At 69.3% G+C, this 26172-nt stretch carries 26 protein-coding genes; 13 read left to right on the forward strand and 13 right to left on the reverse strand.

Features of this window, described 5'->3' with window-relative positions; translation table 11 throughout:
* Window positions 1–7: 7 nt before the first annotated feature.
* On the reverse strand, window positions 8–1585 hold the full coding sequence (locus LBW94_RS03995; protein WP_225061114.1) for a hypothetical protein: 1578 nt from the start codon (window positions 1583–1585) through the stop codon (window positions 8–10).
* A 23-nt stretch (window positions 1586–1608) separates the two neighbouring features.
* Window positions 1609–3678, reverse strand: coding sequence for a hypothetical protein (locus LBW94_RS04000; protein WP_266269801.1), 2070 nt, complete (start codon window positions 3676–3678; stop codon window positions 1609–1611).
* Between the two features lie 493 nt (window positions 3679–4171).
* Here LBW94_RS04000 and LBW94_RS04005 point away from each other — a divergent pair, with 493 nt between their 5' ends.
* Together LBW94_RS04005 and LBW94_RS04010 are read left to right on the forward strand one after the other, a co-directional pair.
* Window positions 4172–5317 carry a copper resistance D family protein gene (locus tag LBW94_RS04005; RefSeq protein ID WP_225061116.1) on the forward strand — a complete coding sequence of 382 codons (1146 nt, stop codon included), beginning with the start codon at window positions 4172–4174 and terminating at the stop codon, window positions 5315–5317.
* 9 nt (window positions 5318–5326) lie between these two features.
* Window positions 5327–5908 (forward strand): TetR/AcrR family transcriptional regulator, encoded by a 582-nt coding sequence (locus LBW94_RS04010; protein ID WP_225061117.1) that lies wholly within the window; start codon window positions 5327–5329, stop codon window positions 5906–5908.
* Window positions 5909–5954: 46 nt separating this feature from the next.
* Here the strand turns inward: LBW94_RS04010 and LBW94_RS04015 are convergent, their stop codons facing one another.
* The gene (locus tag LBW94_RS04015; RefSeq protein ID WP_225061118.1) at window positions 5955–7136 is read right to left on the reverse strand and encodes a cytochrome P450; all 1182 of its coding nucleotides are present in this window, start codon (window positions 7134–7136) and stop codon (window positions 5955–5957) included.
* Between the two features lie 111 nt (window positions 7137–7247).
* Between LBW94_RS04015 and LBW94_RS04020 the strand changes: the two genes are divergently transcribed.
* Window positions 7248–7691 carry a VOC family protein gene (locus LBW94_RS04020; RefSeq protein ID WP_225061119.1) on the forward strand — a complete coding sequence of 148 codons (444 nt, stop codon included), beginning with the start codon at window positions 7248–7250 and terminating at the stop codon, window positions 7689–7691.
* 11 nt (window positions 7692–7702) lie between these two features.
* Here the strand turns inward: LBW94_RS04020 and LBW94_RS04025 are convergent, their stop codons facing one another.
* The 9 genes from LBW94_RS04025 to LBW94_RS04065 are packed head-to-tail and all read right to left on the reverse strand — an operon-like array spanning window position 7703 to window position 15098.
* The gene (locus tag LBW94_RS04025) at window positions 7703–8122 is read right to left on the reverse strand and encodes a nuclear transport factor 2 family protein (RefSeq protein ID WP_225061120.1); all 420 of its coding nucleotides are present in this window, start codon (window positions 8120–8122) and stop codon (window positions 7703–7705) included.
* 9 nt (window positions 8123–8131) lie between these two features.
* Window positions 8132–9007 (reverse strand): SDR family NAD(P)-dependent oxidoreductase, encoded by an 876-nt coding sequence (locus tag LBW94_RS04030; protein WP_225061121.1) that lies wholly within the window; start codon window positions 9005–9007, stop codon window positions 8132–8134.
* A gap of 5 nt (window positions 9008–9012) precedes the next feature.
* Window positions 9013–10173, reverse strand: coding sequence for an aromatic ring-hydroxylating oxygenase subunit alpha (locus LBW94_RS04035; protein ID WP_225061122.1), 1161 nt, complete (start codon window positions 10171–10173; stop codon window positions 9013–9015).
* Window positions 10170–11618 carry an amidohydrolase family protein gene (locus tag LBW94_RS04040; RefSeq protein ID WP_225061123.1) on the reverse strand — a complete coding sequence of 483 codons (1449 nt, stop codon included), beginning with the start codon at window positions 11616–11618 and terminating at the stop codon, window positions 10170–10172. Before LBW94_RS04040 ends, LBW94_RS04035 begins: the two co-directional genes overlap by 4 nt.
* Before the next feature lie 37 nt (window positions 11619–11655).
* Window positions 11656–12006 (reverse strand): nuclear transport factor 2 family protein, encoded by a 351-nt coding sequence (locus tag LBW94_RS04045; protein ID WP_225061124.1) that lies wholly within the window; start codon window positions 12004–12006, stop codon window positions 11656–11658.
* Entirely contained in the window at window positions 12003–12866 is an 864-nt protein-coding gene (locus tag LBW94_RS04050) for an SDR family NAD(P)-dependent oxidoreductase (protein WP_225061125.1), read from the reverse strand. Before LBW94_RS04050 ends, LBW94_RS04045 begins: the two co-directional genes overlap by 4 nt.
* Window positions 12863–13129 carry a biotin/lipoyl-containing protein gene (locus LBW94_RS04055; RefSeq protein WP_225061126.1) on the reverse strand — a complete coding sequence of 89 codons (267 nt, stop codon included), beginning with the start codon at window positions 13127–13129 and terminating at the stop codon, window positions 12863–12865. Before LBW94_RS04055 ends, LBW94_RS04050 begins: the two co-directional genes overlap by 4 nt.
* Window positions 13126–14112 (reverse strand): alpha-ketoacid dehydrogenase subunit beta, encoded by a 987-nt coding sequence (locus tag LBW94_RS04060; RefSeq protein WP_225061169.1) that lies wholly within the window; start codon window positions 14110–14112, stop codon window positions 13126–13128. Before LBW94_RS04060 ends, LBW94_RS04055 begins: the two co-directional genes overlap by 4 nt.
* Window positions 14113–14117: 5 nt before the next feature.
* Window positions 14118–15098, reverse strand: coding sequence for a thiamine pyrophosphate-dependent dehydrogenase E1 component subunit alpha (locus tag LBW94_RS04065; protein WP_225061127.1), 981 nt, complete (start codon window positions 15096–15098; stop codon window positions 14118–14120).
* 229 nt (window positions 15099–15327) lie between these two features.
* On the opposite strand from LBW94_RS04065, the gene LBW94_RS04070 reads away from it, so the two are divergent.
* The 6 genes from LBW94_RS04070 (at window position 15328) to LBW94_RS04095 (ending at window position 21849) form a co-directional block, all read left to right on the forward strand.
* Window positions 15328–16089: an SDR family NAD(P)-dependent oxidoreductase gene (locus tag LBW94_RS04070; RefSeq protein ID WP_225061128.1), complete on the forward strand. Its 762-nt coding sequence runs from the start codon at window positions 15328–15330 to the stop codon at window positions 16087–16089.
* Window positions 16090–16131: 42 nt separating this feature from the next.
* Window positions 16132–17598 carry an aldehyde dehydrogenase gene (locus LBW94_RS04075; RefSeq protein ID WP_225061129.1) on the forward strand — a complete coding sequence of 489 codons (1467 nt, stop codon included), beginning with the start codon at window positions 16132–16134 and terminating at the stop codon, window positions 17596–17598.
* The gene (locus tag LBW94_RS04080; RefSeq protein ID WP_225061130.1) at window positions 17595–18542 is read left to right on the forward strand and encodes a TIGR03619 family F420-dependent LLM class oxidoreductase; all 948 of its coding nucleotides are present in this window, start codon (window positions 17595–17597) and stop codon (window positions 18540–18542) included. The genes LBW94_RS04075 and LBW94_RS04080 overlap by 4 nt, the downstream gene beginning before the upstream one ends.
* Entirely contained in the window at window positions 18539–19630 is a 1092-nt protein-coding gene (locus LBW94_RS04085) for a sucrase ferredoxin (protein ID WP_225061131.1), read from the forward strand. Before LBW94_RS04080 ends, LBW94_RS04085 begins: the two co-directional genes overlap by 4 nt.
* Window positions 19631–19702: 72 nt before the next feature.
* Window positions 19703–20140 (forward strand): MarR family winged helix-turn-helix transcriptional regulator, encoded by a 438-nt coding sequence (locus LBW94_RS04090; RefSeq protein WP_225061132.1) that lies wholly within the window; start codon window positions 19703–19705, stop codon window positions 20138–20140.
* Window positions 20140–21849, forward strand: coding sequence for an MFS transporter (locus LBW94_RS04095; protein WP_225061133.1), 1710 nt, complete (start codon window positions 20140–20142; stop codon window positions 21847–21849). Before LBW94_RS04090 ends, LBW94_RS04095 begins: the two co-directional genes overlap by 1 nt.
* Here the strand turns inward: LBW94_RS04095 and LBW94_RS04100 are convergent.
* The gene (locus LBW94_RS04100) at window positions 21830–22648 is read right to left on the reverse strand and encodes a DUF3097 domain-containing protein (protein ID WP_225061134.1); all 819 of its coding nucleotides are present in this window, start codon (window positions 22646–22648) and stop codon (window positions 21830–21832) included. The genes LBW94_RS04095 and LBW94_RS04100 overlap by 20 nt on opposite strands.
* Window positions 22649–22727: 79 nt before the next feature.
* On the opposite strand from LBW94_RS04100, the gene LBW94_RS04105 reads away from it, so the two are divergent.
* The 4 genes from LBW94_RS04105 to LBW94_RS04120 all read left to right on the forward strand — a co-directional run bounded on the left by LBW94_RS04105 (window position 22728) and on the right by LBW94_RS04120 (window position 26065).
* Window positions 22728–23159: an NfeD family protein gene (locus tag LBW94_RS04105; RefSeq protein WP_225061135.1), complete on the forward strand. Its 432-nt coding sequence runs from the start codon at window positions 22728–22730 to the stop codon at window positions 23157–23159.
* The gene (locus LBW94_RS04110) at window positions 23159–24412 is read left to right on the forward strand and encodes an SPFH domain-containing protein (protein WP_225061136.1); all 1254 of its coding nucleotides are present in this window, start codon (window positions 23159–23161) and stop codon (window positions 24410–24412) included. Before LBW94_RS04105 ends, LBW94_RS04110 begins: the two co-directional genes overlap by 1 nt.
* Window positions 24413–24917: 505 nt before the next feature.
* Complete coding sequence (locus LBW94_RS04115; protein ID WP_225061137.1) at window positions 24918–25169, forward strand: hypothetical protein; 252 nt, start codon at window positions 24918–24920, stop codon at window positions 25167–25169.
* Between the two features lie 554 nt (window positions 25170–25723).
* Complete coding sequence (locus LBW94_RS04120; RefSeq protein WP_225061138.1) at window positions 25724–26065, forward strand: transglycosylase family protein; 342 nt, start codon at window positions 25724–25726, stop codon at window positions 26063–26065.
* Window positions 26066–26172: the final 107 nt, after the last annotated feature.

Consider the following 26172-nt stretch of genomic DNA (forward strand, 5'->3'; position numbering starts at 1 on the left):
CAGTGGGTCACTGGCAGCCGGCCGGATCGAATGGCTGGCCCGCGGCCCAGACCATGTCACGCATCGTCGGGCTTCCATCGTCATGGATTTCGATGATCGGCACGGCCTTGTCGATCGGATTTCCGCGACTGTCCGGGCTGAACGCTATCTTTCCGGTGGCGCCGGGAATCGGACTGCGGCAGTCGAATTCCTCGATGAACGCGGAGACTGTCGCCGGATCGGTCGCCGATGAGGGGTCTTTTCGTGCTGCGGTGGCGGCCGTCAGTACGGCGTCGTGACTGGTCATCGCCGATCCGTCCCCGAGGTCCTGTGCCGTTCCGAAGTGCTGACCGGTGAATACCGATACGAAGTCGTTGTAGTTCTGCAGGTTTTCCGCTTCCGCCGGTGCGGCGTCGTTCCATTCACCGGTGGTTGCCGTGGTCGTGTACAGGACTGTCACGTTCAGGCTCCCGAAATTCGGAAGAGGTGTGCCGAGGATATTTCCGGCATCGTTGCCACTGACCACGTCAAGAGGCCCCAGGCCGCAGGCACCACCCTGGGAAAGCGCGACGAGGAACGACCTCAAGTCGGCACCCCGGCCGGCGAAATAGATCATGTCAGGCTTCTCCAGGCACAACTCGCCGTGCATGTCGGCGAACTGTTTGGTCATGAATTCACTTCGACTCATTCCTCTCAGTTCGGTGTCCGGTGATCGGAAGTTCTTCGTATACGTCGATTGGCGGTACCGATTGATGTACGCGGATTTGAACCCTTCCCCGAGGCTCATCCCGTAGCGGTCGAGTGGGTTGATGTCCTCGACCACGACGACTTTCCGAAGAGAATTTTCCGCCAGATAGGCCACTGCGGCGGCCGCTTTGTCGCCGTTGGTTGCGGTGGTGCGGAAGAATCGCTGAATCTTCTGGTGGGTGGCGGGGTCGAGATTCATGTCGTCGCCGCTGACGGTGTCCGCGATGGATGAGATCTGATGATCGGACAGATCGATGGCTGCCTGTCGGATCTTGTCGAGGCTCTGCCCGAATCCGGTGACCGCCACGATGTGCTGGCTGTCTCTGGCCCGCACGATGGCGTTCACGGCTTGCGCCTCGAAGGCTCCCTCGCCGCCGAAGTTGCCCAGTAGCAACTTGATCGGCGGGATGGAGCCGTCGGCGATCGACTGATTGTTCGCTCGCCAGACGGCGGTGATCGCGCCCTGGATATGGTGTCGCAGGTCCGGCAGTCCGAGGCTGTTGTTCTTGGGGTTCGGCGCCGTGTCGTAGAGAGCCACGACGGTGATGAAGTCGTCGCCGACCCTTCGGTTTTGCTCGGCGACGACACGTTCGAGGTCGGCCAGCGGATCGTTGTCACGAAACGGAGTGGAGTCCAGATCCAGTCCGATGCAGACCTGTGGGGTTCCCTGCTCAGTCATTCCCGGCCCGCAATGGGATGCGGGTGGCTGCCAGGGTTTCCAGCAGGCCGCGATACCGATGCCGACAACCATCGCTGCTGCGAGTGTGACCAGAATCGGGTGACGTCGTATCACCCCTCGTGGCGATACCGGGCCTCGGCGTCGGCGTGCCAGATGTGGAAAGAGATCGATGAAGGGCATGGCCGAATCCGTTCGGATAGTTGTCAGAAAAGTTGGCGGGCGCGTTGAGTAGCGGCGTCGTACAGAGCTGCCACGTCGGGTCGGCGGGATTGCGGGGCCAGTTCCCGATACGCGTTCACGATGATTTCCCTGAGCCGAGGGTCCGGGGCGGCGAAGGGGTTGGACATCAGCCAACTTGCCGCGATGAGCCTGGACAGCACATTCCGGATCGGTGATCGGTCATCGGGGTGATCGCGGAAATCCTGATCGACCAGTTCCCGGTAGAGTTCGCTGCTGTCGCGGGCGAGCGACATGTTATCGGGGGCGCCCGTGACCAGCGACAGCCGCCGGATCCAGTCCCGATGCGGCCGCTGGTGGAAATCGGCTTCGAACAGACTCACCACATCACCGATGCGGCCCAGAGCAAGCTGGCAATACGCTCTGCGTACCGGATCGTCACCGGTGGCCGAGTCGTGAAGCAGTGCCTCGAATTGTGCTTCGTAGGTGGGGAGATCCGACGATCCCGGCCGTTCGGCGAGCGCGGTCAGCATCGTCTTCGTGATCCATGGGTGCAATTCGGCGTTGCTCGTGTCGTCGTCGCTCGTTCCGGTGACCCACAGTGTGGTGCGCAATTCGGTGAGAATCCGGCCGACTCGCGGACCCGAGACGATATTGGTCGCGCCGATCGGTGCCAGCCAGGGTGCGGTCACGAACGGTGCGACGGTGATCAACTCGTCGATATCGATGTCCGGCAAACGCTGGATCGGCCCGAGGTCGCACAGGCGGCGGCGCCACGAATCCGCCTCGGGCAGGTCCTGATCCGGCCGAAGCAGGACGTCACGGCCACCCGGTCGAATCTCCGAATTGCCCAGTAGGTGGGCGAGGGCGTGGACCGCTTGTGGCAGTCCGCCGGTGGCGCGTTGCACGAGCGTGCACCGGGAAGAGAATTGTCCGACCTCGAGGATCCGTGCTGTTTCGTCGATCTCGAGCGGCTCCAGCAGCACGGGGTACCACCGCGACGGCCCGTTCCGGGCTGCCGCATTGACGTACCAACTCCGGTAACCGGCGTCCCGGCATCGAGGCACGACCTGCGACAGGTCGTTCACCTTGGATGTCGGCTGCCACGGTGGCCGCCACGCCGACTCCCATTCGGGATTCCACCGGCCACTGGTTGCGATCACGACCAATGCGTCGTGATCGTCGGAATTGTGTCGGAGGTGGCGTTCCCGCGCGACCGACAGATCGCTCAGAAATCGGGCGCCTCCTTCATGGTCGATGTTGTCGAGCAACACGATCCAGTTGTGCAGGTGGCGAATCTTGCTGGGGTTCTTGCACGCGCAGGGACTGTACGGGTCGGGTGTCGCCATCCTCGGATGGTTCTCCCGGACATCGGCCAGAAAGGCTGCGGTCAACCACGGGGTCATCTCGTCGGGATGTGCTCGTGCCCGGCGATTCAACGCCACGAGAGCGTCCAGCGGCGTCGCGCCTTCGGCTTCGGGAATGTCGGCGTGCCAGCGTTCCGCACGGCTGGTCAACGACCTGCGGGCAAGTGTCCTGATCAGGGGAGGAAGCACCATTTTGACGGTGACCGCGACCACCGATGGCAAGATCTTGGTCTTCTCGGCGGCGTCGGCGAGCGTCTGAACCGCACCGATGAGTTGGTCCGATCGCTGACTCCGGAAAAACCCTTCGATTTCCTTGCGCAATGCCTCCTTGGCCTGGTCGTGTGACAACTCGTCCAACTGCGCCTGAACTGCGATCAGGCCCAGTGTGAAGCGGGTGAATCGGGCGGCCCGGCGTGCCGTCCATCGACGGGAAAGGTTGAATGCGATCTGCGCCAGTGCCTCCACTGTCGTTACCGGCTGTGTGCGTTCGAAGTCGAAAAACGCATGCACCACACCGTCGCCACAGTCTTGCGAGATTGTTTGCAGTGCTGTTGTCTTGCCGGCACCGACCGGGCCCAGCATGACGACTACCGGCTGCGCTCGAGATTGTTCGCTCGGCGCACGATTCCACAGTAGTCGCCGAGCGAGCATAGTGGGGCCGGACAGTCGTGAATCGTCGAACATCATCTCCTGCTGCGCTCGGCCGATCACCTGACCGGCGCGCTGCATCGTCCGGGCTGTACCCGCCGTGATCGGTGAACCGAACTCATCGTCCTGCACGCGCAATCCTGCGAAAGGTCGTCGAGCTTTGTCTCGATGGTTCGCTGGTCCACTCGAAATTCCTTGTCCTGCCGGTCGATACGACTCGTACATTCTGGACTCGTTGTGGCACATCGGCAACTCGAATATGCGATAGACAACAATACAAGCGACCAATTGGCGCCCATGGCTGGATTGTCCTGATCGGTAGTGCGACGCTGATTCGTGGGGGGACGAAAATAAACGGTCCGATCGGTTCGTTCGGAGATATCCCGGCGGCTACCGGAAATCGATTCGAATCGGATTCGGATCAATTCCGGCAACAGTGACCACGCGGTCGGTCGCAGCCTCGTCGGCCGAGCGGCCCGGTACGCCGTCGGTCGGTGCCGGTTCGGTGGGCTCTGTGGCAACTTCCGAGCACATTCCCAGGACTCTCCCAGCCGGAGCGGATACCGTCGTCGGCGTGTCGAATGCTGTCCTTCTCGCCGCGGCTGCGCCGCCCGCTCCGAGTGCGGGCCGGGTGCTGATCGAGGCCGGGTACTACATCGGGGCGGCCGTGGCGGTCGGCGTCGGGCTGGTTGTCGCGTGGCTGGCGCTGCCGGAGCCGGCAGGGGGAGTGGTAGCTGCTCGATTGCGGCGGGCAGCGGTTGCGGTGGCGATTCTGGTCGTGGTGACCGGGGTGCTCGAGTTCGTGGCCGATGCCGCGCGGAGCCGGCGGGTCGGGATCGGGCGGGGGTTCGGGTGGACCGTGCTCGACGGGTATCTGCACGTGGCGCCGGCGCGTGGGGGGACCGTCGGCGCGGGTGTGGTCGGGCTGCTGGACCTGGGGGTCGGTCTGCTGCTGGCACTCTCGTTGCTGGTGGTGTCGCGACAGGCGGCGCGGGCCGGGGCGTGGGTGGTCGTGCTGCTCGGCTTGGTCACCGTGGCGATACCTCATATGCCGTTCGGGCAGGCGCACGCCCAGGATGTGATCCGGGCGGTGCTGATCGTGGGGCATGTGTGGGGTGCGATGGTGTGGGCGGGTGGATTGCTCGCGCTGGCGGTCGCCGGTCTGGTGGGTCGCCTGGGATCGGTGGAGGCGGCGGAGCCGGCCGGGGAGGACTGGGCCCGGGTCTGGGCGCGGTTCGGGTCGGTCGCGCTGGGTGCGGTCGGGGTGCTGGTGGTGAGCGGTTCCTGGCTGGCCTGGACGCATGTCGGCACGCCGGCGCAGCTGTTTACGACGCCGTACGGGCGGTATCTGGCGATCAAGCTGGCGCTGGTGCTGGTGATGCTCGCCGCGGGCGGCTACAACGCGCGGGTGTTGTTGCCGCGGATCGCCGCCGCCCGCGCGGCGGGCGATCGCGCCGGGCTGGTGCGGCTCGCGGTCCGGCATTTCCCGAAAGTCGTTGCCGCCGAAGCCGTTCTGGCTGTCGGGGTGTTGCTGGTGGTGCCTTTCCTGGCGGGGTCGGCGCGGTCGGAGGCGGGCTGGCCGGCCGCGCGGGCGTTCGACGGTACCGTGTTCGGGACCGGTGTGCTGCTGACCGCGCTGGTGGCGGCGGCGTTGTGGGCCGGAACCCGCACCGCGCCCCGGCGCTCCGCCGATGCCCGGGAATCGGTGCGGGCTGCGTAATCTGGCGCTGTGACCACCGATCCCGTCGCCACCAGTTCCCGGACGCGCGGGAAGACGCGCGAGCGCATTCTCGAGGCCGCGATGGACGTGTTCGCCGAGGTCGGTTTCTCCGGAGCCACGATCAGCGAGGTGGAGCGGCGGGTCGGGCTGGCCGTCGGCACGGGTAGCCTGTACCGGCATTTCCCTTCCAAGCAGGCGCTGCTGGATGCCGCGGTCGAGCGTGAGGTGGCGCTGCTGCGCGCGGAGATGGCGCAGGCGCGGGCCGCGGTGGCGGAGGTGACGGATCCGGGGGAGCGGCGGCGGCGGGGTTACGAGCAGTCGCTGCACGACTTCCGGCGGTTCGATCGGCTGTTCCGCCTGATGCTCACCGAGGGGGAGCGGGTTCCCGAACTGCGCCAGGCGATCTGGACCGCGGTGCAGCGGGAGGTCCCGGGTGCCCTGGGCGACCGGGACGTGGTGGACGCGATCGCGATGGCGGCGCTGGGCGGCTATCACCTGTTCTCGCTGATGCAGGGCCGCCCGTTCAACGGCATCGCCGAGGAGCGGTTCCTCGCCGTGCTCGCCGTGCTCACCGAGCGGCCGCCGGAATGACGCCGGGGGCGATCCGGATCGGCACGGGCGCAACGGGTCCGGTGGCTCAGGTGGGAAGGAATTCCAGCGGTACGGATTTCGGGCCGCGGGCCTGCAAGCTGAAGTAGCCCACCGTCGCGCCGTCGGGAATCCGGAACGGGCCCAAGCGTTCCAGCAGCCGGCGGATCGCGATGCGCACCTGCAACCGGGCCAGATTCGAGCCGATGCAGCGGTGCGGGCCCGCGCCGAAGGACAGGTGCCGGTTGTGTGGCCGGTCCAGGATCACCTCGTCGGGTCGTTCGAAGACCTCCGGGTCGCGATTGGCGGCCCCGAAGAACAAGCCGACCTTGTCACCGGCGCGGATCGAGCGGTCCGCGATCTCGACGTCCCGCACCGCGGTGCGGAACATCAGCGGCAGCGGGGTCTCGAGCCGCAGCGTCTCCTCGACCAGCGCCGGTACCAGCGACAGATCCGCGCGCACCCGCCGCTGGAGATCCGGGTCCTCGGCGAGGATGCGCATTGTGGCGCCGATGGCGCTGGCGGAGGTGCCGATGCCGCCCTGGATCAGTAGTTGCAGGCCCGAGGAGTATTCGTGGTCGGCGAATTCGTAGCCGCTCGCGCCGAGCCGCATCACGGCCGCGATCACGTCGTCGAGCTCCGGGCCGTCGGCGCGTGCTGCGAAAACCGTTGCGGCCCACTGCCGCAGTGTCGCGGCCGCGGCGGCGGTACGGTTGCGGTCGGCGTCGAAACTGATGATCTTGGCGGCCGGTTCGGCGATCCGGAAGTCGGCGTCGCCGGCGCGGAACACCAGCCGGAACAGGATGGTACCGGGCAGCTTGCGGGCGAAATCCTCGGCGATGTCGCAGCGGCCGTAGCCGGCGAAGGTGTCGATCAGTTCGTCGACGATGTCCAGGATCGGATCGTGCAGGGCCGCCAGGGATTTGATGGTCAGGTGCGGGTTGACCAGGGTGCGGTAGGCGCGCTGGCGGGGCGGATCCAGCTCGATGGGGACCAGCCGGGGCATGGCGTCGAAACCGGGGCGGGTGATCGAGACGCCCTCGGTGGAGGTGAACGTCTGCCAATCCTGCGCGATGCGCAGCACGGTGTCGTGGCGGGTGGCGGCCCAATAGCCACCGCTGCTCTCGACCCAGGTGAGCGGGCCGAGGGATTGCAGCTGCCGCAGTGCGTCCCAGAAGCGCGGCCCGGCGACCTCGGGGGAGAGATGGTCGAACGTCGAGGTCGGGTTCACGGCATCGTGCCCTTCTCCGGATGACAACGAGGAATATGCAAGGGTTGTCTTACATTTTCGAAATGCCAGGGTACTCTTGAGTTTTCGGGACGGTCAACAGGGGAGCGCGGCATGGATGCCATTCCTTTCCACATCGGGATCACCACCGGCGACCTGGACGGATCCATGCGCGCGCTGACCGCGGCACTCGGCGTATCGTGGACGCCGCCGACCACCGGACCGGGGGTACTGCACACCGTCGACGGTGTCGCGCAACCACGGCCGACCTCGTGTGTATCGCGGGGCGGGCCGATCCATCTCGATCTGATCGCCGGTGCGGCGGACACCATCTGGGCCACCGACCGGCCCCGGCTGCACCACTTCGCCTATTGGACCGACGATCTGGCCGGTGACGTCGAGCGGCTGTGCGCCACGGGCTGGCGGCTGGAGATGACCCGGCCGGGACCGGGCGGTGCGCCGACGGTGTTCGCGTATCTCGTTCGGGCCGACGGCTTCCGGCTGGAACTGATCGACGAGGCGGGCCGTGCCGACTACGCCGCCCGGCTCGACGAGTAGGGCCGATCGGCTCAGCGCAGGGTGGCGAGCAGGGCCGCGGTGTCATGGACGAACGCCTCCACTTCCACGATCCGGCCGTCGCGGACCCGGATCAGATCGATCATCGGCAACAGCACCGAGCGGCCGGTGGCCCGTGCGGTCCAGCGGATGACGATGCGCAGCACCGCCCGGTCGGGCGCGCACTGCCAATAGTCGGCGGCCTCGATGCGCTGCTCCCACAGCTCGCGCATGCCCGCCTGGGCCGCGCGGAAGCCGTCGAGTCCGTGGCGCCGGCCGCCGTGCGGTAGCGAATCCGGCTCGATCAGCACGATGTCCTCGTCGAACAGCTCCTCCCAGCGCAGCGCCGTCGCGGGGTCACCCATGGCGTCGGGAAACCAGGTCGCCGAGAGCAATTCCATGATCTGCAACGGGGTCCGGGATGTGCTCGTCACTGTGACCTCTCAGCCGAGGAAGTATTTGCCGCCGTCGAACGAGATCGTCTGGCCGGTCATGTATCCCGACGCCTCACCGGCCAGGAAGACGATCGGCCCGGCGACGTCCGCGGCGGTGGCGACCCGGGGGATCAGCTGCCGGGCGAACTCCGGCGTGCTCGTCATCTGATCCTCCCGTTCGAGCACTCCGAGTTCGATCGCCTCGACGGCCATGCTGCCGACACACAGCGCGTTGACCCGGATACTCTGCGGGGCAAGCTCTTTGGCCAGCGATTTGGTCATGCCGATCACCGCCGCGCGGGCGGTGCCGTAGTCCAGCCAGTTCCGTACCCCGTAGGCGGCCGCGGAGGTGTGGTTCACGATGGCCGGATGCGGTGACCGGGCCAGTGCGGGTGCGGCTACCTTGCACATCAGGAAGGTGCCACGCACCATCACCGCCATGGTCCGGTCCCAGTGCTCGATCGTCATGTCCGCCAACGGGGTGTAGCGGGTGTCCCGGTAGCGATTCGGGTTGTTGACCAGCACGTCCAACCGGCCGAAGCGGTGCAGCGCGAGCGCGACGGTGGCGCGGGCACTGTCCTCGTCGGTCACGTCGAGCATTGCGGAAACGGCAGTGCCACCGGCGGATTCGATCAACTCGACGGTCCGCTCGGCGGCATCGCCGACGCTGTCGGCCACCACCACCCGGGCCCCCGCCGCGGCCAGGGCCACCGCGTACCCGCGACCCGCCGCATGGCCCGCACCGGTGACGACGGCGACCCGGTTCCGTAAGGGGTGCCAGACAGCGGCCCGGTCCCCAGTGTCCGGCGCGGTGCCGGCAACGCCCCGGGCAGTGCTGCCGGGCGCACCCGGAACCGTTGTGGCCGTAGATGGTTCGCCGTCCATCCCGGTCACGATCGCTCCAGGGCCCGGCGCAGGGCCAGTGCCATGTGCTGCATCACCGGCTCGTTGCGGCCGAACACCATCGTCTCCGGCGTGTACGGGGACCGCATCGCCGCGCCGACCTGGGCGGCCATCGCGTAGTCCTCGTTGTCGACGACGGTCTGGCAGGCCCAGCGCACCTCCTTGTCCAGCGCGTCGGCCTCCTCCGGGGCCGGCGCGGTGCGGCGGTAGGCGTGATGCCAGGCCACCGTCTCGTGCCGGGTTTCGCCCGGATAGATGGTGAAGATCTCCAGCCGGTCGGCCACCACCGAGAAGCTCAGATTCGGGAACAGCCGGTAGTTCAGGTTGATCTGGCCGTCGTCCACCGGCCGCCACTGCTCCTCCGGCAGTTCGCGCAGCCGGTCCACCGTGCGCATGGTCGAGGTCATCAGCGCGTGATCACCGTAGAAGTCGGCGATCGAGGTGTTGCCGTAGACCAGGGGCCCCGCGGTGGCCTTGTGCAGATAGGCGAAGTGATAGGTCTCCAGGTGGGTGCCCCAGGCCACCTTCCAGTTCGCCCGCACCGGATGCGGATGGGCCGCCGCGATCGACTGCCAGCTCTCGAAACCGAAGGAGGCGAACTGCTCTGCCAGCCCGCCCAAGTGATCGTCGACGGTGAAGCCGGCCTCGGGATGAGCGGCGACGAACAGCATCCCGTACCGTTCCTCAGCCGGTAGCTCGACGAGTCCCCGTTCCGCCCTGCGTAATTCGGTGAACCCCTCCGGGCCGGTGACGCCGACCAGCGCGCCCTCGATATCGTAGGACCAGGCGTGGAACGGGCAGGTGAACCGGCGGGCGCGGGCGCCGCGGCCGGATTCCACCACGCGCACGCCGCGATGGCGGCACATGTTGAGCAGAGCCCGCACCCGGCCCGCGGAATCGCGGGTGATCAGGATCGGGGTGCCGGTGGCGTCGAAGGTGAACCACGAACCCGGCTGCGGCAGATCGCAACTCAGGCCGACGAACATCGGATACCGGCCGAAGATCAGCTGCCGCTCCCGCTCGAACTGCTCGGCGGAACGGTAGCCCGCCAGCGGCTCCTCCATGAGATGCTCGGCCATGTCGGTGGTCTTGCGGTCCAGCAGGGCCAGGGTGCGCCGCCCCAGCTCGCGTTGCATCTCCGGGGTCACGCCGTTCGCTCCCAGGTGGCGGATTGGATGCGTTCGACGTCGGCGGCCACCGCGGTGCCGGCGAAGAACGACGAACCGGCGCCGGCGTAGTAGCGCACGGCGTTGGTGCAGACGAACTCCTCGAACTGCGCCGGGGTGAGAATGCCGTCCTCGACCAGTTCGTACGCCTCCACCAGCGGTAGCGTGAAGGACGGCACGTCCCAGTGCCCGAGGTCGGAGCCCATCATCGCGGGTAGCGTGGCGCCCAGTGGATTCACCCGGCCGTCCCAGGCCAGACCGACCAGCGGGTCGTCACCCTCGCAGCCCCAGAAGAAGTTGCGGCAGAACGCGTCCCGGATCTCGGCCACCGAGGTCACGCCGCTGGCCGCGAAGTCGTCGACCTGACCGTCGGGGGCGGAGGTGCCCGGCACCAGTTGTTCGGGTGCGTAGCGGGTCAGGCCGGGTGCGTAGCGACCGGCCAGCCGGTGCAGTTCGGCGGCGTCCAGATGGGTCGGGTCCAGCCGGTCCAGCCCGGCGCGGCCGCGTTTCTCGAAGCGGGACACCAGATCTCCGTACACCCGCACCCCGACCGCGACGCCGCCCTCCAGCAGGGCGATGCGCAGCCCGGGGAAGCGGGTGGTGACGCCGCCGAGGAACAGCGATTTCGCGGTGCCCTCACCGACGGCGGCGAAATGCCCTGCGGCATAGGAATAGTTGGAAGGCGTGAAGTGACCCGGCAGTGTGAAGCCGGAGGTGTGGCAGGACAGCGGCACGTCCAGCTCCACCGCCTTCGCCCAGAACGGGTCGTAGTCGTATTCGCTGTCCAGGCCGAAGTTGTCGATGCGTTGCAGCCGGGACCGGTACTGCGGCGGCGCGTCCGCGAAGGCCGGGATCGGCCGCCACACGAACGACGGCATCAGCGCCGCGCGCAGCCCGACGGAGGTGGCGTGCTCCAGCGCCGCGATGCCCTCGGCGGGGGTGTGCGCCGGGATCACCGCCACCGGCGACAGCCGATCCCGGTACGGCGCATAGATTTCGGCGACATACTCGTTGTACAGCCGGGCCAGGCCGACCCGGGTGTCCTCGTTCTCCAGCGACAGCAGCGTCAGTCCGCGCGACGGATACACCACCGCGAAGTCGATACCCGCCTCGCCGAGGCGCTCGTGGTAGAGCGCGGGCATGGTGACGCTGGCGTAGTCGAGCGTATCGGCCGGGGTCCACCACACCGGACGGGCCGAGATGTGCCGGCGCCGGCGCTGGTCCAGCGCCGGAACCTGTTCCCCGGCGGAATCGGTCAGGCCCAGGGCGCGCACTGCCGGATCGGCGAGCAGTGCGCCGCCGCCGTGGTCGCGGACGAAATCGGCGAATGCCACGCTGATCTCGACATGGTGAGCGTCGGCGTCGATGACGACATGGCCGAGCGCTTCCCGGATGCGCCGGGCGTCGTGGGTGCCGTTGCCGGTCACTGGTGCACCTTCTTTCGTAGCGGGTGGCGGGCGGTCGTCAGGGCTCGGCGAAGACCAGCATCGAGGCGATCCGCCCCCGCTCGATGCGGATGATGTCGCAGCCCACCGCGGTCGCGCTGGGAAAGGTCCAGCGGACCACGCCGCGGCTGTAGTCGTGGTGGGTGTCGGGGGGCCGGGTCAGCTCGAATCCGACGCCGGCGGGCCAGGTCCGGGTGTACTCGGTGACGTGCCGGGCCAGCGCGGCCCGGCCGCGTACCACCGGGCGGTCGTCCGGCGGCACGAATTCCACGTCCTCGGTGCAGCATTGCTCGAAGCGGCGCAGTCGCTCGGCCGGATCGCGGGTGAGCCAGGCCGCGCCCCAGGCGGCGAACAGCTCCGCCGGGGTCACGACTGCTCCGCACGTCGCAGTCCGGCCAGCGCGACCGCGGGCAGGGTGACACTCGCCCCGCCGTCGACGGCGAGCACCTGGCCGGTGATCCACTGCGCTTCGTCGGTGGCGAAGAACAGTGCGGCCCAGCCGATGTCCCAGCCGGTGCCGTGGGTGGTGCGGCCGAGCGGCAGCACGGCCGCCGCGGTGTCGCGGATGCGGTCCAGATCCTGGCCCAGCTTCGCCGCGGCGCCCTCGGTGCGCGGTGTCTGCACCGAGCCCGGAACCACGACGTTGACGCGGATGCCCTGATGTCCGTGCGCCGCGGCCATCTCCTGCGACAGCGAGATCATCCCGCCCTTGGCCGTGGAGTAGGCCGCGAAGCCGATCGCGCGCAGCGCGCCGATCGAGGAGATGTTCACGATCGAGCCGCCGCCGGTCGCTGCCATCGCCGGAATCGCCCGGCGCGACATCAGATACACGGATTTCAGGTTGATCTCCAGCATCCGGTCCCACTGCTGTTCGTCGGTGTCCAGGATGCTCCCCGGCTGCGAGACGCCGACGTTGTTGATCAGGATGTCGAGGCGGCCGAAGCGGTCCAGCGCGGTCTGCGTGGCGCGCGCGCAGTCGGCGCCGTCGGTGACATCGCCGGCGACCACCACCGCGCTGCCGCCGGCCTGCTCGATCTCCGTGCGGGTCACCTCGGCGCGCGCGGGTTCGCGGTCGACCAGCACGACGTCGGCGCCGTGCCGGGCCAGCAGGATCGCGGCGGCCTTGCCGGTGCCGACGCCGGGCCCGTCGACCTGACCGCCGCCGGTGACGATCGCGACCTTCCCGGCCACCCGCCCGGCGCCGGGGCGATCCTGTTCCGTGCCGGTCATCGGTCGTCGCCCTCGTCGATGAGCGCGAGGGTGGTGAACACCGGGACGGTTTCCCCGGGTGGCACGAGAATCCGTGCCAGCGTGCCGGATTCGGGTGCGACCACCATCACGGTGATCTTCTCCGCCTCGACCTCGGCGATATCCTCGTCCTCGGTGACCGGGTCGCCCTCCTGCTTGAACCATTGCAGGACGGTGCCCTCGGTCATGCCCATGCCGAACTGGGGGAGGTTGACTTCGACACGCGGCGTGGATGTTTCGCTCATGGCCCGACCAGTTCCTTCCGGGGGGCGCCGGTCACCAGCGCTTCGGCGGCGGCCGCGATGCGTTCGGGGGTGGGGTACATCAGCCGCTCCAGCGCGGGGCTGAACGGCGGGTGCACGTCCGGGGCGACCACCCGCGCGATCGGGGCGCGCAGGCTGGCGAAGCCCTCCTCGGCCACGATCGCCGCGATCTCCGCGGCCGCGCCGCAGGTCTTGTGCGCCGGATCGGCGACGACGAGCCGGCCGGTGCGCGCCACCGACTCCAGGATCGCGGTCCGGTCCAGCGGGACCAGGGTGCGCGGATCCAGCACCTCCGCCTCGATGCCCCGATCCGACAGTGCCGCAGCGGCTTTCATCGCCGCCGGGACCGCGTCGCCGATCGCGACGACGGTGACGTCGCGACCCGGCCGGGTCACCGCGGCCCGGCCGATCGGGACCAGATGTTCCCCGTCGGGCACCTCGCCCTTGGCGGACCACAGCAGCAGCGGTTCGAAGTAGACCACCGGATCGTCGTCGCGGATGGCCGATTTCAGCAGTCCCAGCGCGTCGGCCGGGTTGGACGGCACGACGATCTTGAGGCCGGGTACGTTCATCAGCTGCGGATAGGGACGGTCCGAATGCTGTGCCGCCGTGGCGTTGGCGTACTTCATGGCCGCGCGGAACACGATCGGCACACTCGCCTGGCCGCCGAACAGATAGCGATTCTTCGCGGCGTGGTTGACGATCTGGTCCCACGCCACGTACATGAGGTTGGCGATGGTGTAGTCGACGATCGGCCGCACGCCGGTCATGGCCGCGCCGATCGCCGCGCCGGTGAAGCCCTCCTCGGAGATCGGCATGATCGGTACCCGGTCCGGACCGAACTCGTCCACGAAACCGTGCGTGGGCATCGTCCAGAAGCGGGCGTCCTCACAGAACACCACCACGTTGCGGTCGCGGCGCATCTCCTCGAGCATCGCCCGGCGGATCGCCTCACGGTAGCTCATCGTGGTCACCGGGCCGCCTCCACCGGCGTCGCCCACAGATCCTCGAACAACGCGGCGGGTTCGGGTTGCGGGCTGCGCCGGGCGAACCGGACCGCCTCCCGCACCTCCTCGGCGACCGCCGCCGCCATCTCGTCGAGTACCCGCTCGTCCGTGCCGCCGGCCAGCAGCCGGGCCCGCAGCAGATCCAGCGGGTCGCGGGTGCGCCACTGCTCGAGTTCCTCGATCGCGCGGTGGCCCAGCTCCATTCCGCCGTATTCGGCGTGGTCGCGATAGCGGTAGGTGCGGGCCTCGATCAGGGTCGGGCCGCCGCCGCTGCGGGCCCGGTCCACGGCGGCGGCGACGGACTCGTACACCGCGGCGACGTCCTGGCCGTCGACGCTCACCCCGGGCATCCGGTAGGCGGTGGCGCGGGCGGCGATGCTGTCGGCGGCCATGGTGTCCGACAGGGCCGTGGACATCGCGTAAAGGTTGTTCTCGCAGACGAATACGACGCCGAGCCGCCAGGCGGCGGCCAGGTTCAGGCCCTCGTGGAACGCGCCGATGTTGGCGCCGCCGTCGCCGAAGAACGACAGCGCCACCTGATCGGTGCCGCGGATGCGCGCGGCATAGGCGGCGCCGGCGGCCTGCGGGATGCCCGCCCCGACGATCGCGGTCTCGCCGAGACTGCCCACCCGGAAATCGGCCAGATGCATGGAACCGCCCTTGCCGTGGCAGATTCCGGTGCTGCGGCCCATCAGCTCGGCCATCAGCGGCCCGAGTCGCGCCCCCTTCGCGATCGGATGACCGTGCGAGCGGTGGTAGCCGACCATGAAGTCGTCGTCGCGCAGCGCCAGGCAGGCGCCGACGACGGTGGCCTCCTGGCCGATACACAGATGGACGGACCCGGCGATGCCCTGGCCCTTGCGCACGATGTCCATCGCGGCTTCCTCGAACCGGCGGATGCGCAGCATGCGGCGCATCGCGTCGAGCTCCTGCTGTCTGTTCATTGACGAAACCCCTTGCGAAATCACTGATTTCGGCGCTGTCGCGTGATCGCCGGCGAGTGCGGCGGTAGTGACCTCGAACACATCATGCGCTTGCCCGCGCCTACATGCAAGGGTAGTCTTGCATTTCGATGGTGGTGGTCACCGGGCCGTCACCGGCAGCAGCGCGGGGCCGGTCGCGGGCCCGCGGACAACGAGGTCATGCGGCGGTCCGGCCGCGGGAGGTATTCCTATGTCCGACTTCACCGGTCGCGTCGCCGTCGTCACCGGCGCGGGCAACGGCATCGGCGCGGAGTACGCGCGGCACTTCGCCGGTCGCGGCGCGCACGTCGTGGTCGCCGACATCGATGCCGCAGCGGCCGCGGCGGTCACCAAGGAGATCGTCGAATCTGGCGGCACGGCAAGCACTTCGGTATTCGATATCGCCGACGCGCAGGCGTGCGCCGCGGGTGTGGACGCGGTGGTGGCCGGACAGGGCTCGATCGATTTCCTGATCAACAACGCGGCGCTGTACCGCAACCGCAGCTTCGACATCGCCGAGAACATCGGCCTGGACATGTGGCAGCGCAACATCGACATCAACATCAGCGGTACCTACTACATGTGCCGGGCCGCGATCCCGCACATGAAGCGCCAGGGCTTCGGCCGCATCGTGAACCAGAGCTCGGCCTCGATCTACGCGACCGTGCCGGGCTCGCTGCACTATTCGATGTCCAAGGCGGCCGTCGTGACGATGACCAAGACGCTGGCGCGGGAGCTCGGCCCGTTCGGGATCACCGTCAACGCCGTCGCTCCGGGAGTGATCGACACCGAGGCCACGCTGGCGGCGGTGCCCGCCGAGGTGTTGCGCAAGGGTGTCGCGGGTGCGCCGCTGGGTCGCGTCGGCCATCCGGAGGACGTGTCGCCGGTGGTGGGCTTCCTCTGCTCGGCCGGCGCGGGCTACATGACCGGTCAGGTGCTCGTCGTCGACGGTGGCATCAACATGCCGGGCTGACCGGACCCGGCTACGACACTGCGGAAATGTGAGCGAGAGAGCATGAATCAGCGATTGCTGTACCGCGACGCCTTCTACATCGGCGGGGTGTGGGCGGAACCGGCGACGGCACAGCGGTTCCCGGTGGTGTCGCCGTCGAGTGAAGAGGTCGTCGGCGAGGTCCCGGTGGCCACCGGCGCCGATATCGACCGGGCCGTCGCCGCCGCGCGCGCGGCCTTCGACACCGGACCGTGGCCGCGGCGCAGTCCCGCCGAGCGCGGGGCCGTACTGCGGCGCGCGGCCGTGGCGCTGCATCGGCGGGCCGCCGACATCGCCGCCGTGACCGTCGAGGAGATCGCTTGTCCCGTCGGCAATCCCGGCTCGCAGACGGCTCTGGTGGCCCCGGTGTTCGAGTACTACGGACAGCTGGCGGGCAGCTACGAATTCGAGCGGGCGGTGCTCGACGGCACCCGGGCGGGGATCGTCACCCAGGAGCCGGTCGGCGTCGTCGGCGCGATCATTGCGTGGAATTCGCCGGTCACGCTGGCGGCGTGGAAGATCGCGCCCGCGCTCGCGGCCGGGTGCACGGTGGTCGTCAAGCCGCCACCGGAAGCGCCGCTGAGCACGTTCGTCCTGGCCGAGGCGCTGCACGAGGCGGGGTTACCCGCCGGGGTGGTGAACGTGGTGCCCGGCGGCCGTGAGGTCGGCGAACACCTGGTCACCCACCCCGGCGTCGACAAGATCGCGTTCACCGGATCCACCGCGGCCGGGAAACGGATCATGAGCCTGTGCGGGGAACAGGTGAAGCGGGTGTCGCTGGAACTCGGCGGCAAATCGGCCTGCGTACTGCTCGAGGACGCCGATGTGGCGACCGTGGTGCCGGCCGTGGTCGGCATCGGCATGAACCGCTCCGGCCAGGTGTGTGCGGCCCAGACCCGAATCCTGGTGCACCGCAACCGGTACGACGAAGCGCTGGCCGCGGCCGGGGCCACCGCGCGCGGCATTCCGGTCGGCGATCCGCACGATCCGGCGACCGTGATCGGGCCGCTGGTGGCGCAGCGGCAGCGGGCCCGGGTGGAGGGCTACATCGGTGACGCCGTCGCGCACGGGGCCCGGGTCGTCACCGGTGGTAAGCGGCCCGCGCACCTGCCGCGCGGCTGGTACGTGGAGCCGACGATCCTCGGTGACGTCGACAACGGCATGCCGGTGGCGCGCGAGGAGATCTTCGGCCCGGTGTTGTGCGTCATCCCGTTCGCCGACGAGGACGAGGCGGTCCGGATCGCCAACGATTCACCGTACGGGCTGTCCGGCGGGGTGTGGAGCGCCGACCCGGCGCGGGCCCTGACCGTCGCGCGCCGGCTGCGCACCGGCTCGATCAACATCAACGCCGACTTCCCGCCGTACCCGCTGGTGCCGTTCGGCGGCTTCAAACAGTCCGGGCTGGGCCGGGAACTCGGGCCGGAGGGGCTGGCGAACTTCCTGGAGTCGCGCAGCATCGGCGTACCCGCCGCACTGCTGGAGCAGGGATGACGCCCGGATTCTCGATTCGCTGTGTCGTGATGGCGGCCTCGGATCCCGGTTCGTGGCCGCCGTTGTTCGGGCAGGTGGTGGGGGCCGACCGGGCCGGGGTGGATCGTGTGGTGCTGTCCGGGGAGCACGTCGTCTTCGGTGAGCGGCTGGACGAGTACGCCAGGCCGGAACTGGGTGGCCGCGCCGGTGGGCGGCAGCCGACCGGGCCGGACGGTCACTTCCTCGAGCCGATGACGACGATGTCGTTCCTGGCCGGGATGACCACGCGCATCCGGCTCACCAACAGCATCCTGCTGGCGGCGCTGCGGCGGCCGATCGTGCTGGCGAAGTCCGCGGCGACCCTGGACGTGCTGTCCGGTGGCCGTCTCGACCTCGGCGTCGGAATCGGCTGGCAGCGTGCGGAATACGAGGCGGCCGGACTGGATTTCGCGGCGCGGGGCCGATTGCTGGACCATACCCTGGAGGTGTGCTGCCTGCTGTGGCGGGAGCAGCGGGCGACCTACCGCGCACCCGAGCTGTCCTTCGAGAACATCCACCTGATGCCGAAACCCGCACAGCCGGGCGGGGTTCCGATCTGGGTGTCCGGCACCGTCAACCCCGGCGCGATGCGGCGGCTGGCCCGGTTCGGCGCGGGCTGGATCCCCTGGGGCAAGGCATCCGATGTGGCGGCCGAACTGCTCGACACCATTCCGCGCATGCGCGATGCCGTCGCCGAATTCGGCCGCGACCCGGGGGAACTCGGCATCGCGGGTAAGCTGCCGAATGTGCCCGGGCCCGATGGCAATCCGGACCGCGCGGCCACGCTCGCCGGTCTCCCGGCCCTGCTGGCGGCCGGTGTCACCGATGTCCGGCTGCAACTGCCGGTCCCCGGTGCGGCCGCGGCCGCGGAGGATTACCTGACTCCCTGGGTGCACGGCTTCCGTGAGATCGCCGGTGCGCCATGACCACCGCGACGGACTATCGGTGCGCCGCCTGGACCCGGGACCAGGGTGTCGACCCGATCGGCTCCGCACCCACCTGCGACACCCTGGTCCTGATCGAGGTGCCGCCACCCTGGCCCCGGGATGTGAACACGCTCCCCGCCTTCGCCGACATCCTCGCCCGTGGCCCGCACCGCACCCGGCTGCTCGCGGTCCGGCCGGGCACCTCGACCCGATCGGCGACCGGGCCCGCGGTGACGGCGATCGGTGCCACGGAAAATGCTGTGCCGGTGACCATCTGGCGACGCACCGGGCACGGCCGCTGCGCCGGTACCGACTATGTCCTGCCTGCGGACCACCTCGCCGACACCGTCACCGAACTGGTCGCGGCGCGAGCATTCGACGCCACCGCCGACGCACCCGCACACCGGACCGGCCAGCAGGTGGTCCGGGGATCCGACCGTCCGACCTCCGGTGCTGTGGCCGTTCGACCGCCGGGCCACGCCCTGGATGCGGCCGATCCGCCGGGCCGCGACGGCACGGACCTCACCGGCCGGCCGGCTCCCGCCGAGGTGCTGCTGTGCGGCCACGGGGTGCGGGACAAGTGCTGCGGTCGCCTGGGAGCCCGTCTCGCGCTGGAGGTCGGCGCGGGCGTCGCCGGGGTGCGGGTGCGCAGTTGCAGTCACACCGGTGGGCACCGATTCGCGCCGACCGGCCTCACGCTGCCGGACGGGCTGGCGTGGAGTTTCCTGGACGCCGCCCTGCTCGACGGCATCGTGCGGCGGGCCGGCGCGCCGCCCCTGCACGACGGCCACTATCGCGGCAACACCGCCCTGGATCGGTGGGGGCAGGTGGCCGAACGCGAACTGTTCCGGCGGTTCGGCTGGCCGTGGCTGGACCGGCGAATCACGCTCGCCCGCACGGAGATCGAGCCGGGCGGCCGCGCCGCCGTGGTGGAGCTGGCGTGGTCCGGACCGGACGGTGCGGGGTCGGCGCGCGCCGAGGTCGGCATCGTCCGCGATGTTCCCGTGCTGATCTGCGGCGAGCATCCCGAGGCGGCCCGGAAGGCCGCACCGGAGCTCGAACTGCGATCCCTGCGCCTCGGCGACTGAATCCGGCCCACCTGCCGGGGACTACCCGGCCCATATTGCTAAGTCTGGACTTATCAGTTTAGTCTTAGCAATATGGCCGAACAGGTGGATGTCGAGGAGCTGGCGGTTGCCCTGCGGGCGAGTGTCGGGCTGCTGGCGCGGCGGCTGCGGGAGGCGCCGTCGGCCGGTGAGCTGAGTCTTTCGGAGCGGTCCGCGCTGTCCCGGCTGGAGCGCGGTGGCCCGGTGACCCCGAGCGCCCTGGCGAAGCTGGAGCGGGTCAGCCCGCAGTCGATGGGGGCGACCGTGCGGGCGCTGGAGGAGCGCGGGCTGGTCGAGCGGCGGGCCGATCCGGGTGACGGCCGCCGGGTGTTGCTCAGCGTCACCGACGGTGCGCGGGAACTGGTGGGGCAGCGGCGGACCGAGCGGGCGGCGCTGCTGGCGCGGGCCCTGGACGCCGGATTGGACCGGGGGGAACTGGAATTGCTGGCGGCCGCCGTGCCGTTGATCGAGAAAGTGGCGGAACGCATCTGATGGCAACGGAATTGGCGACGCCGGGTACGCGTCGGGAGCGCGGTGACGGTTATCGCTGGGTGGCCCTGGCCAATACGACGACGGCGGTGTTCATGTCGGCCCTGGACGGGTCGATCGTGCTCATCTCGCTGCCGGCGATCTTCCGGGGTATCCACCTGGATCCGCTGTCCGGGGGCAATGTCGGGTACCTGCTCTGGATGATCATGGGGTACCGCCTGGTACAGGCGGTGTTCGTGGTGACGCTGGGCCGGTTGGGCGACATGTTCGGGCGGGTGCGGATCTACAACGCGGGCTTCGCGGTCTTCACCGTCGCCTCGATCCTGTTGTCCTTCGATCCGTTCCTCGGCGGGCACGGCGCGATGTGGCTGATCGGGTGGCGGCTGTTGCAGGCGCTGGGCGGTTCGATGCTGACGGCGAATTCGGCGGCCATCCTCACCGACGCGTTCCCGGCGGACCGGCGCGGGTTCGCGCTCGGCGTCAATCAGGTCGCCGGACTGGCCGGGATGTTCATCGGCCTGGTCGTGGGCGGGGTGCTGGCGATCTGGGACTGGCGGGCGGTGTTCTGGGTGAACGTGCCGGTGGGTGTGTTCATGACGGTGTGGGCGTACCGGACGTTGCGCGAGACCGGCGAGCGGCACGCGGGCCGGATCGACTGGTGGGGCAACGTGACCTTCGCGGTCGGGCTGGGTGCGATCCTCATCGGCATCACCGAGGGCCTGCAACCGTACGGCGGGCATCTGATGGGCTGGACCAGCCCGAAGGTGCTGGCGCTGCTGATCGGCGGGGTGCTGCTACTGGCGGCGTTCGGGTGGATCGAGCACACCGTCGCGGAACCGATGTTCGATCTCGCGCTGTTCCGCATCCGGGAGTTCACCGCCGGGAACCTGGCCGGTTTCATCGCGCGGCTCGCCCAGGGCGGGTTGCAGTTCATGCTGATCATCTGGTTGCAGGGCATCTGGCTGCCCTTGCGCGGTTACGACTACGACCGAACGCCGTTGTGGGCGGGCATCTTCCTGCTGCCGCTGACCGCCGGCTTCCTGGTCGCGGGACCGATCTCCGGATCGCTGTCGGACCGGTTCGGGCAGCGCGGCTTCGCCACCGGCGGCATGATCGCGTTCTCGGCGAGCTTCGTGGGAATGCTGCTGCTGCCCATCGACTTCCCGTACTGGATTTTCGCCCTGCTGATCGCGGTCAACGGCATCGGGCTCGGAATGTTCAGCTCGCCCAACACGTCCTCGATCATGGGCAGTGTGCCGTCGCGGGCACGCGGCGCCGCCTCGGGTATGCGCTCGACCTTCCAGAACTCCGGAACCTCGTTGTCGATCGGCGTGTTCTTCACGCTGATGATCGCGGGGCTGGCCGGTAGCCTGTCGCACTCGCTGTCCAGCGGATTGCAGGCCGCGGGGGTGCCGCCGGACGTCGCGGCCCGGGTGGGCATGCTGCCGCCGGTGTCGACGCTGTTCGCCGCGATCCTCGGGGTGAATCCGATCGGGAACCTGCTGGCCCCCTACGGGGTGCTGCCCGCGCTGTCGGCGGCGGACCGCGCCACGCTGACCGGCCGGGAGTTCTTCCCGCACCTCATCTCCGGGCCCTTCCACGACGGCCTGGTGGTGGTGTTCACCGCGTCGGCGGCGCTGGGCCTGGTCGCGGCGGTGGCCTCGCTGCTGCGCGGCCGCCGTCCCGGTGCGGCTACCGCGGATCCTCGGTGACGAAGTCGATGAGCCGCTCCACCGCGCCGATCAGCGGCGCCTCCAGATCGCGGAAGGATCCGACCGCGTTGTAGACCCGCCGCCACCCGTCCTGCGGTGTGCCCCAGCCGAGCCGGCGGCACACCCCGGTCTTCCAGTCCTCGCCGCGCGGCACCTCGGGCCAGGCCGGGATGCCGACCGCCGCCGGGCGCACCGCCTGCCACACATCGATGTAGGGATGCCCGGTGACCAGCACGTGCGGGCCGAGCCCGGTGGTCAGGCCGGTCTCCTTGGATCCGGTGACCAGGTGGTCGACCAGGACCCCGACCCGCCGCCCGTCTCCGGGCCCGAATTCGGTCAGGCGGGTGGCGAGGTGGTCCAGGCCCTCCAACTGCTCGACGACCACCCCCTCCACCCGCAGGTCGTGACCCCACACCCGCTCCACCAGCGCGGCGTCGTGCACGCCCTCCACCCAGATCCGGTTGGTGCGGGCCACCCGCGCCCGCAGGCCCGCGACCCGGGTGGACCCGGAGGCGGATCGGACCGGGGCGGCCGGCGCCGCGGCCTTCGGGCGGACCAGCGTCACCGGCTGCCCGTCGATGAGGAAGGCCGCCACCCGCAGCGCGAACAGCCGGACCGTGCCGTGACGGTCCTCCAGCTTCACGAACTCGCCGTCGTAACCGCGGTCGAAGCCGACCACCGCACCGCAGAATCCGCTGGCCGCGTCCTCGACCACCAGGTCGCGCTCGGCCACCACCTCCGGCACGGCGCGCCGCTGCTTGCGCGTGTGCCCCGAATAGATATCGCCGTACTCCCGCACCCCGTCGAAACTACCGCCTCGGCAAGGATTTGCGCGTGCTTGCCCACGTCGCCGCCGCCGGAGCGGTTAGTGTGGAGTCGTGGCCGCAATCGTATGGCTGATCGCGGGAGTTCTGCTCGCGGCGGCCGAGATGCTCACCGGCGATTTCACGCTGCTCATGCTGGGCGGAGCGGCGCTGGTGACCTCGGGTGTGGCCGCGGCGGTGCATCTGCCGGTGATCGGCGACGCGATCGTGTTCGGCGTGAGCACGCTGGCGCTGCTGTTCCTGGTGCGCCCGATGTTGTTGCGGCGCTTCGCGACTCCGCCGCCGACGCTCACCAATGTGCACGCGCTGCCGGGTAAGTCGGCGCGGGTGATCGAGACGGTCAACGAGCACACCGGCCGTGTGAAGATCGGCGGGGACGTGTGGAGCGCGCGGCCACTGGACCCCACCGAGGAGTACCCCGAGGGAGTGACCGTCTACGTGATGAAGATCGACGGCGCGCATGCCGTCGTCTGGAAGGGGCCGTGATGGCTGTACTGATCGTCGCCATAGTGCTCGTCGTGTTGGTCGTGGTGGTGGTGTTCCGGTCGATCGCGCTGGTGCCGCAGGCGGAGGCCGCGGTCATCGAGCGGCTGGGCCGGTACTCCCGGACCGTGTCGGGGCAGCTGACCTTCCTGGTGCCGTTCGCGGACCGGGTGCGCGCGCGGGTCGATCTGCGCGAGCGGGTCGTCTCGTTCCCGCCGCAGCCGGTGATCACCCAGGACAACCTGACGGTCCAGATCGACTCCGTCGTCTATTTCCAGGTCACCACGCCGCAGGCCGCGGTGTACGAGATCAGCAACTACATCGCGGCCGTCGAGCAGTTGACCATCACCACGCTGCGCAACGTGGTCGGCGGCATGACCCTGGAGGAGACGCTCACCTCGCGTGACGCGATCAATTCGCAGCTGCGCGGCGTACTGGACGAGGCGACCGGCCGGTGGGGTCTGCGGGTCGCGCGGGTCGAATTGAAGGCCATCGATCCGCCTCCGTCGATCCAGGAGTCGATGGAGAAGCAGATGAAGGCCGACCGCGAGAAGCGGGCCATGATCCTCACCGCGGAGGGTACGCGCGAGGCGCAGATCAAGACCGCGGAGGGCGCCAAGCAGTCGCAGATCCTCGCCGCCGAGGGCTCCAAGCAGTCGGCGATCCTGTCCGCGGAGGGTGAGCGGCAGAGCCGCATCCTGCGCGCGCAGGGCGAGCGGGCCGCCGCCTACCTGCAAGCGCAGGGCCAGGCCAAGGCCATCGAGAAGGTGTTCGCCGCCATCAAATCCGGCAAGCCGACGCCGGAACTGCTTGCGTACCAGTACATGCAGACGCTGCCGCTGGTGGCCAAGGGCGATGCCAACAAGGTCTGGGTGGTTCCCAGCGATTTCGGAAAAGCGTTGGAGGGCTTCGCGAAACAGTTCGGCACCCAGGGCGACGACGGCGTGTTCCGGTACGAGTCCGCGCCGGACGACGACGGGAGCGCGCACCCCGGTGACGATTCCGACGAAGTGGCCGACTGGTTCGACGTGAAGACCGACCCGGCCGCCGAGCGCGCGGTACGGGCCGCGGAGGCCGCCGCGGCCACTCCGGTCGACCCGATCGCCCCGGCGACGCCGGCCCGGCCGCAGCTGTCGCCCTCGACTCCGGCTCGCTACCAGCAACAACCGCCCGCGCAGATGCCGCCGTCGGCGCAGCCGTTGCAGGAGCCGCCGGCATTCCGGCGGCAACCGCCGGACTACCCGCCCGCCCGGTGAGAGTTCGCCATGGAACTCGCATTCCGCCGAGGCGAGTCCGTGGCGGCCACCAGGGTTTCCCTACGAACGACACCACTGTGCGGGGGGAAACAGTGATGGGGGAATATGGCTGCGCGGCGGACGATTCTGCTGCGCCGGCGGCAGTCGCTGTGGCCGGAGGGGAAGCCACCGTATGCGGTGCCGTTCAAGGCCGCCGCGAAATCACTGGTGTGGTACGGCCGGGAGGCGTCCCCGGATGATCCGGAAGCCCCGCAGCGCTGGGCTTTTCCGGACTGGGCGGCCGGTCGGCGCCCGGGCATGCGCTGCTGTCGCTCGGCGCCGCCGACGGGTCGGTGCCGGCGGACATGTTCGAGAATGTCCTGTACGGCCAAGCGCCACAATCGTATCGAGCCCTCGAGCGAGCCAGTCTCACCGGTGGGCGGCGGTATGGGGACAGCGGTGAGATCCGGGCGGCGTTCACCCGGCTGGGGGAGTTGTGGGGGCGCCCGGCGTATTCGCCGGTGGCGTGGGCCCGACACTGACCCCGCAGTTCCCGGACGCGGTCCGCGCGGTGTTCGAGCATCCGCGCGCCGCGATGGTCGTCGCCCCCGGCTTCGCCGCACCCATCGTGCTCGGCGCGATCGCGCGGGCGCACCGGCGTTCCGACGCGGTGGGCGTCATGTGGTTTCCGGCCAACGGTCCCGGTACGCCCGCCCCTCGCCTCGGCGGCGGCTACGTCATGGTGATGACCGCTGATGGTCATGGTGATGACCGCTGATGCCGGGCTCGCGGGCGGCGAAGGTGGTCCCGCCCGGCTCGGCCGCGCCGAACGCCGCGGCCTCCTGGGTGGCCGACGGGGGCGGTTTCCTGGTACCGCACCGGCGGACCACGGCATTCCCGGATGCGGAGCCGGGCCGCTGGCGGCCGCGTAGCGGTGAACCAACTCTCGGCCGCCGACGGTCGGCCCGCTGGACCGCGGTGAACGCTCACAGCGCACAGCCCATTCGGCGGCGATTCCGGTCCGACACGAGTGAACTACGTCACATTACATCAATGTAACTACGGTGCTGTGGCGACCGGACTTCCCCCCGCACCGGCCACGGAAATACCCGTAATTTCGATGATTACAGTCAACTATATTGACGTTATCTGCGCGTGATCTGCCGAGATTTGTTCGTTATGGTCGTCCGCAACCCGGACAACCGGGCCGTAACTCGAATCGCAGAACACCGGTAATCCCGTCCCGCGGTCGAGTTCCAACCCGAGATTCCCGGGGACGGGAACCCGCTGGCAAATTCGTGCGGGTGGTTTGGGTGCAGGCAGGAAATCATCATGACTCGCAACCGCAAATTCACCCCTCGTGCCCTCGGTCTCGCCGCTGTCGCCGGCGTGCTGGTCGCCGCCCCGCTGGCCCTGGCCGGCACCGCCTCCGCAGATGACGGCCACGACTGGGACGCCGTCGCGCAGTGTGAGTCCAGCGGCAACTGGGGCATCAATACCGGTAACGGATTCTACGGCGGCCTGCAGTTCACCCAGGGCACCTGGAACGCCAACGGCGGCGAGGGCAATCCCGCCGACGCCAGCCGGGAGGAGCAGATCCGGGTGGCCGAGAACGTGCTGAACAGCCAGGGCATCGGCGCCTGGCCGGTCTGCGGGCCGAACCTCTACAACTGAGTCCGCGATACCGCGAGGATATCCCGGGGACCCGTCCGTTTGCCGCGTATCGGACGGGCTCTCAGCAATTCCCCAGCCGCACGCCAGTATTGCCTTACCCGGGTCGG

Source organism: Nocardia sp. alder85J (assembly GCF_020176955.2).
Classification (GTDB): domain Bacteria; phylum Actinomycetota; class Actinomycetes; order Mycobacteriales; family Mycobacteriaceae; genus Nocardia.

What these genes read in the sequence shown, in the direction of transcription:
- LBW94_RS04110 (WP_225061136.1), top strand. Translation starts at nt 23,159, where the DNA reads ATGGCTGTACTGATCGTCGCCATAGTGCTCGTCGTGTTGGTCGTGGTG.
- LBW94_RS04070 (WP_225061128.1), top strand. Translation starts at nt 15,328, where the DNA reads ATGTCCGACTTCACCGGTCGCGTCGCCGTCGTCACCGGCGCGGGCAAC.
- LBW94_RS04055 (WP_225061126.1), bottom strand. Translation starts at nt 13,129, where the DNA reads ATGAGCGAAACATCCACGCCGCGTGTCGAAGTCAACCTCCCCCAGTTC.
- LBW94_RS04065 (WP_225061127.1), bottom strand. Translation starts at nt 15,098, where the DNA reads ATGAACAGACAGCAGGAGCTCGACGCGATGCGCCGCATGCTGCGCATC.
- LBW94_RS04020 (WP_225061119.1), top strand. Translation starts at nt 7,248, where the DNA reads ATGGATGCCATTCCTTTCCACATCGGGATCACCACCGGCGACCTGGAC.
- LBW94_RS04075 (WP_225061129.1), top strand. Translation starts at nt 16,132, where the DNA reads ATGAATCAGCGATTGCTGTACCGCGACGCCTTCTACATCGGCGGGGTG.
- LBW94_RS03995 (WP_225061114.1), bottom strand. Translation starts at nt 1,585, where the DNA reads ATGCCCTTCATCGATCTCTTTCCACATCTGGCACGCCGACGCCGAGGC.
- LBW94_RS04095 (WP_225061133.1), top strand. Translation starts at nt 20,140, where the DNA reads ATGGCAACGGAATTGGCGACGCCGGGTACGCGTCGGGAGCGCGGTGAC.
- LBW94_RS04120 (WP_225061138.1), top strand. Translation starts at nt 25,724, where the DNA reads ATGACTCGCAACCGCAAATTCACCCCTCGTGCCCTCGGTCTCGCCGCT.
- LBW94_RS04050 (WP_225061125.1), bottom strand. Translation starts at nt 12,866, where the DNA reads ATGACCGGCACGGAACAGGATCGCCCCGGCGCCGGGCGGGTGGCCGGG.
- LBW94_RS04090 (WP_225061132.1), top strand. Translation starts at nt 19,703, where the DNA reads ATGGCCGAACAGGTGGATGTCGAGGAGCTGGCGGTTGCCCTGCGGGCG.
- LBW94_RS04080 (WP_225061130.1), top strand. Translation starts at nt 17,595, where the DNA reads ATGACGCCCGGATTCTCGATTCGCTGTGTCGTGATGGCGGCCTCGGAT.
- LBW94_RS04085 (WP_225061131.1), top strand. Translation starts at nt 18,539, where the DNA reads ATGACCACCGCGACGGACTATCGGTGCGCCGCCTGGACCCGGGACCAG.
- LBW94_RS04060 (WP_225061169.1), bottom strand. Translation starts at nt 14,112, where the DNA reads ATGAGCTACCGTGAGGCGATCCGCCGGGCGATGCTCGAGGAGATGCGC.
- LBW94_RS04000 (WP_266269801.1), bottom strand. Translation starts at nt 3,678, where the DNA reads ATGCAGCGCGCCGGTCAGGTGATCGGCCGAGCGCAGCAGGAGATGATG.
- LBW94_RS04030 (WP_225061121.1), bottom strand. Translation starts at nt 9,007, where the DNA reads ATGGACGGCGAACCATCTACGGCCACAACGGTTCCGGGTGCGCCCGGC.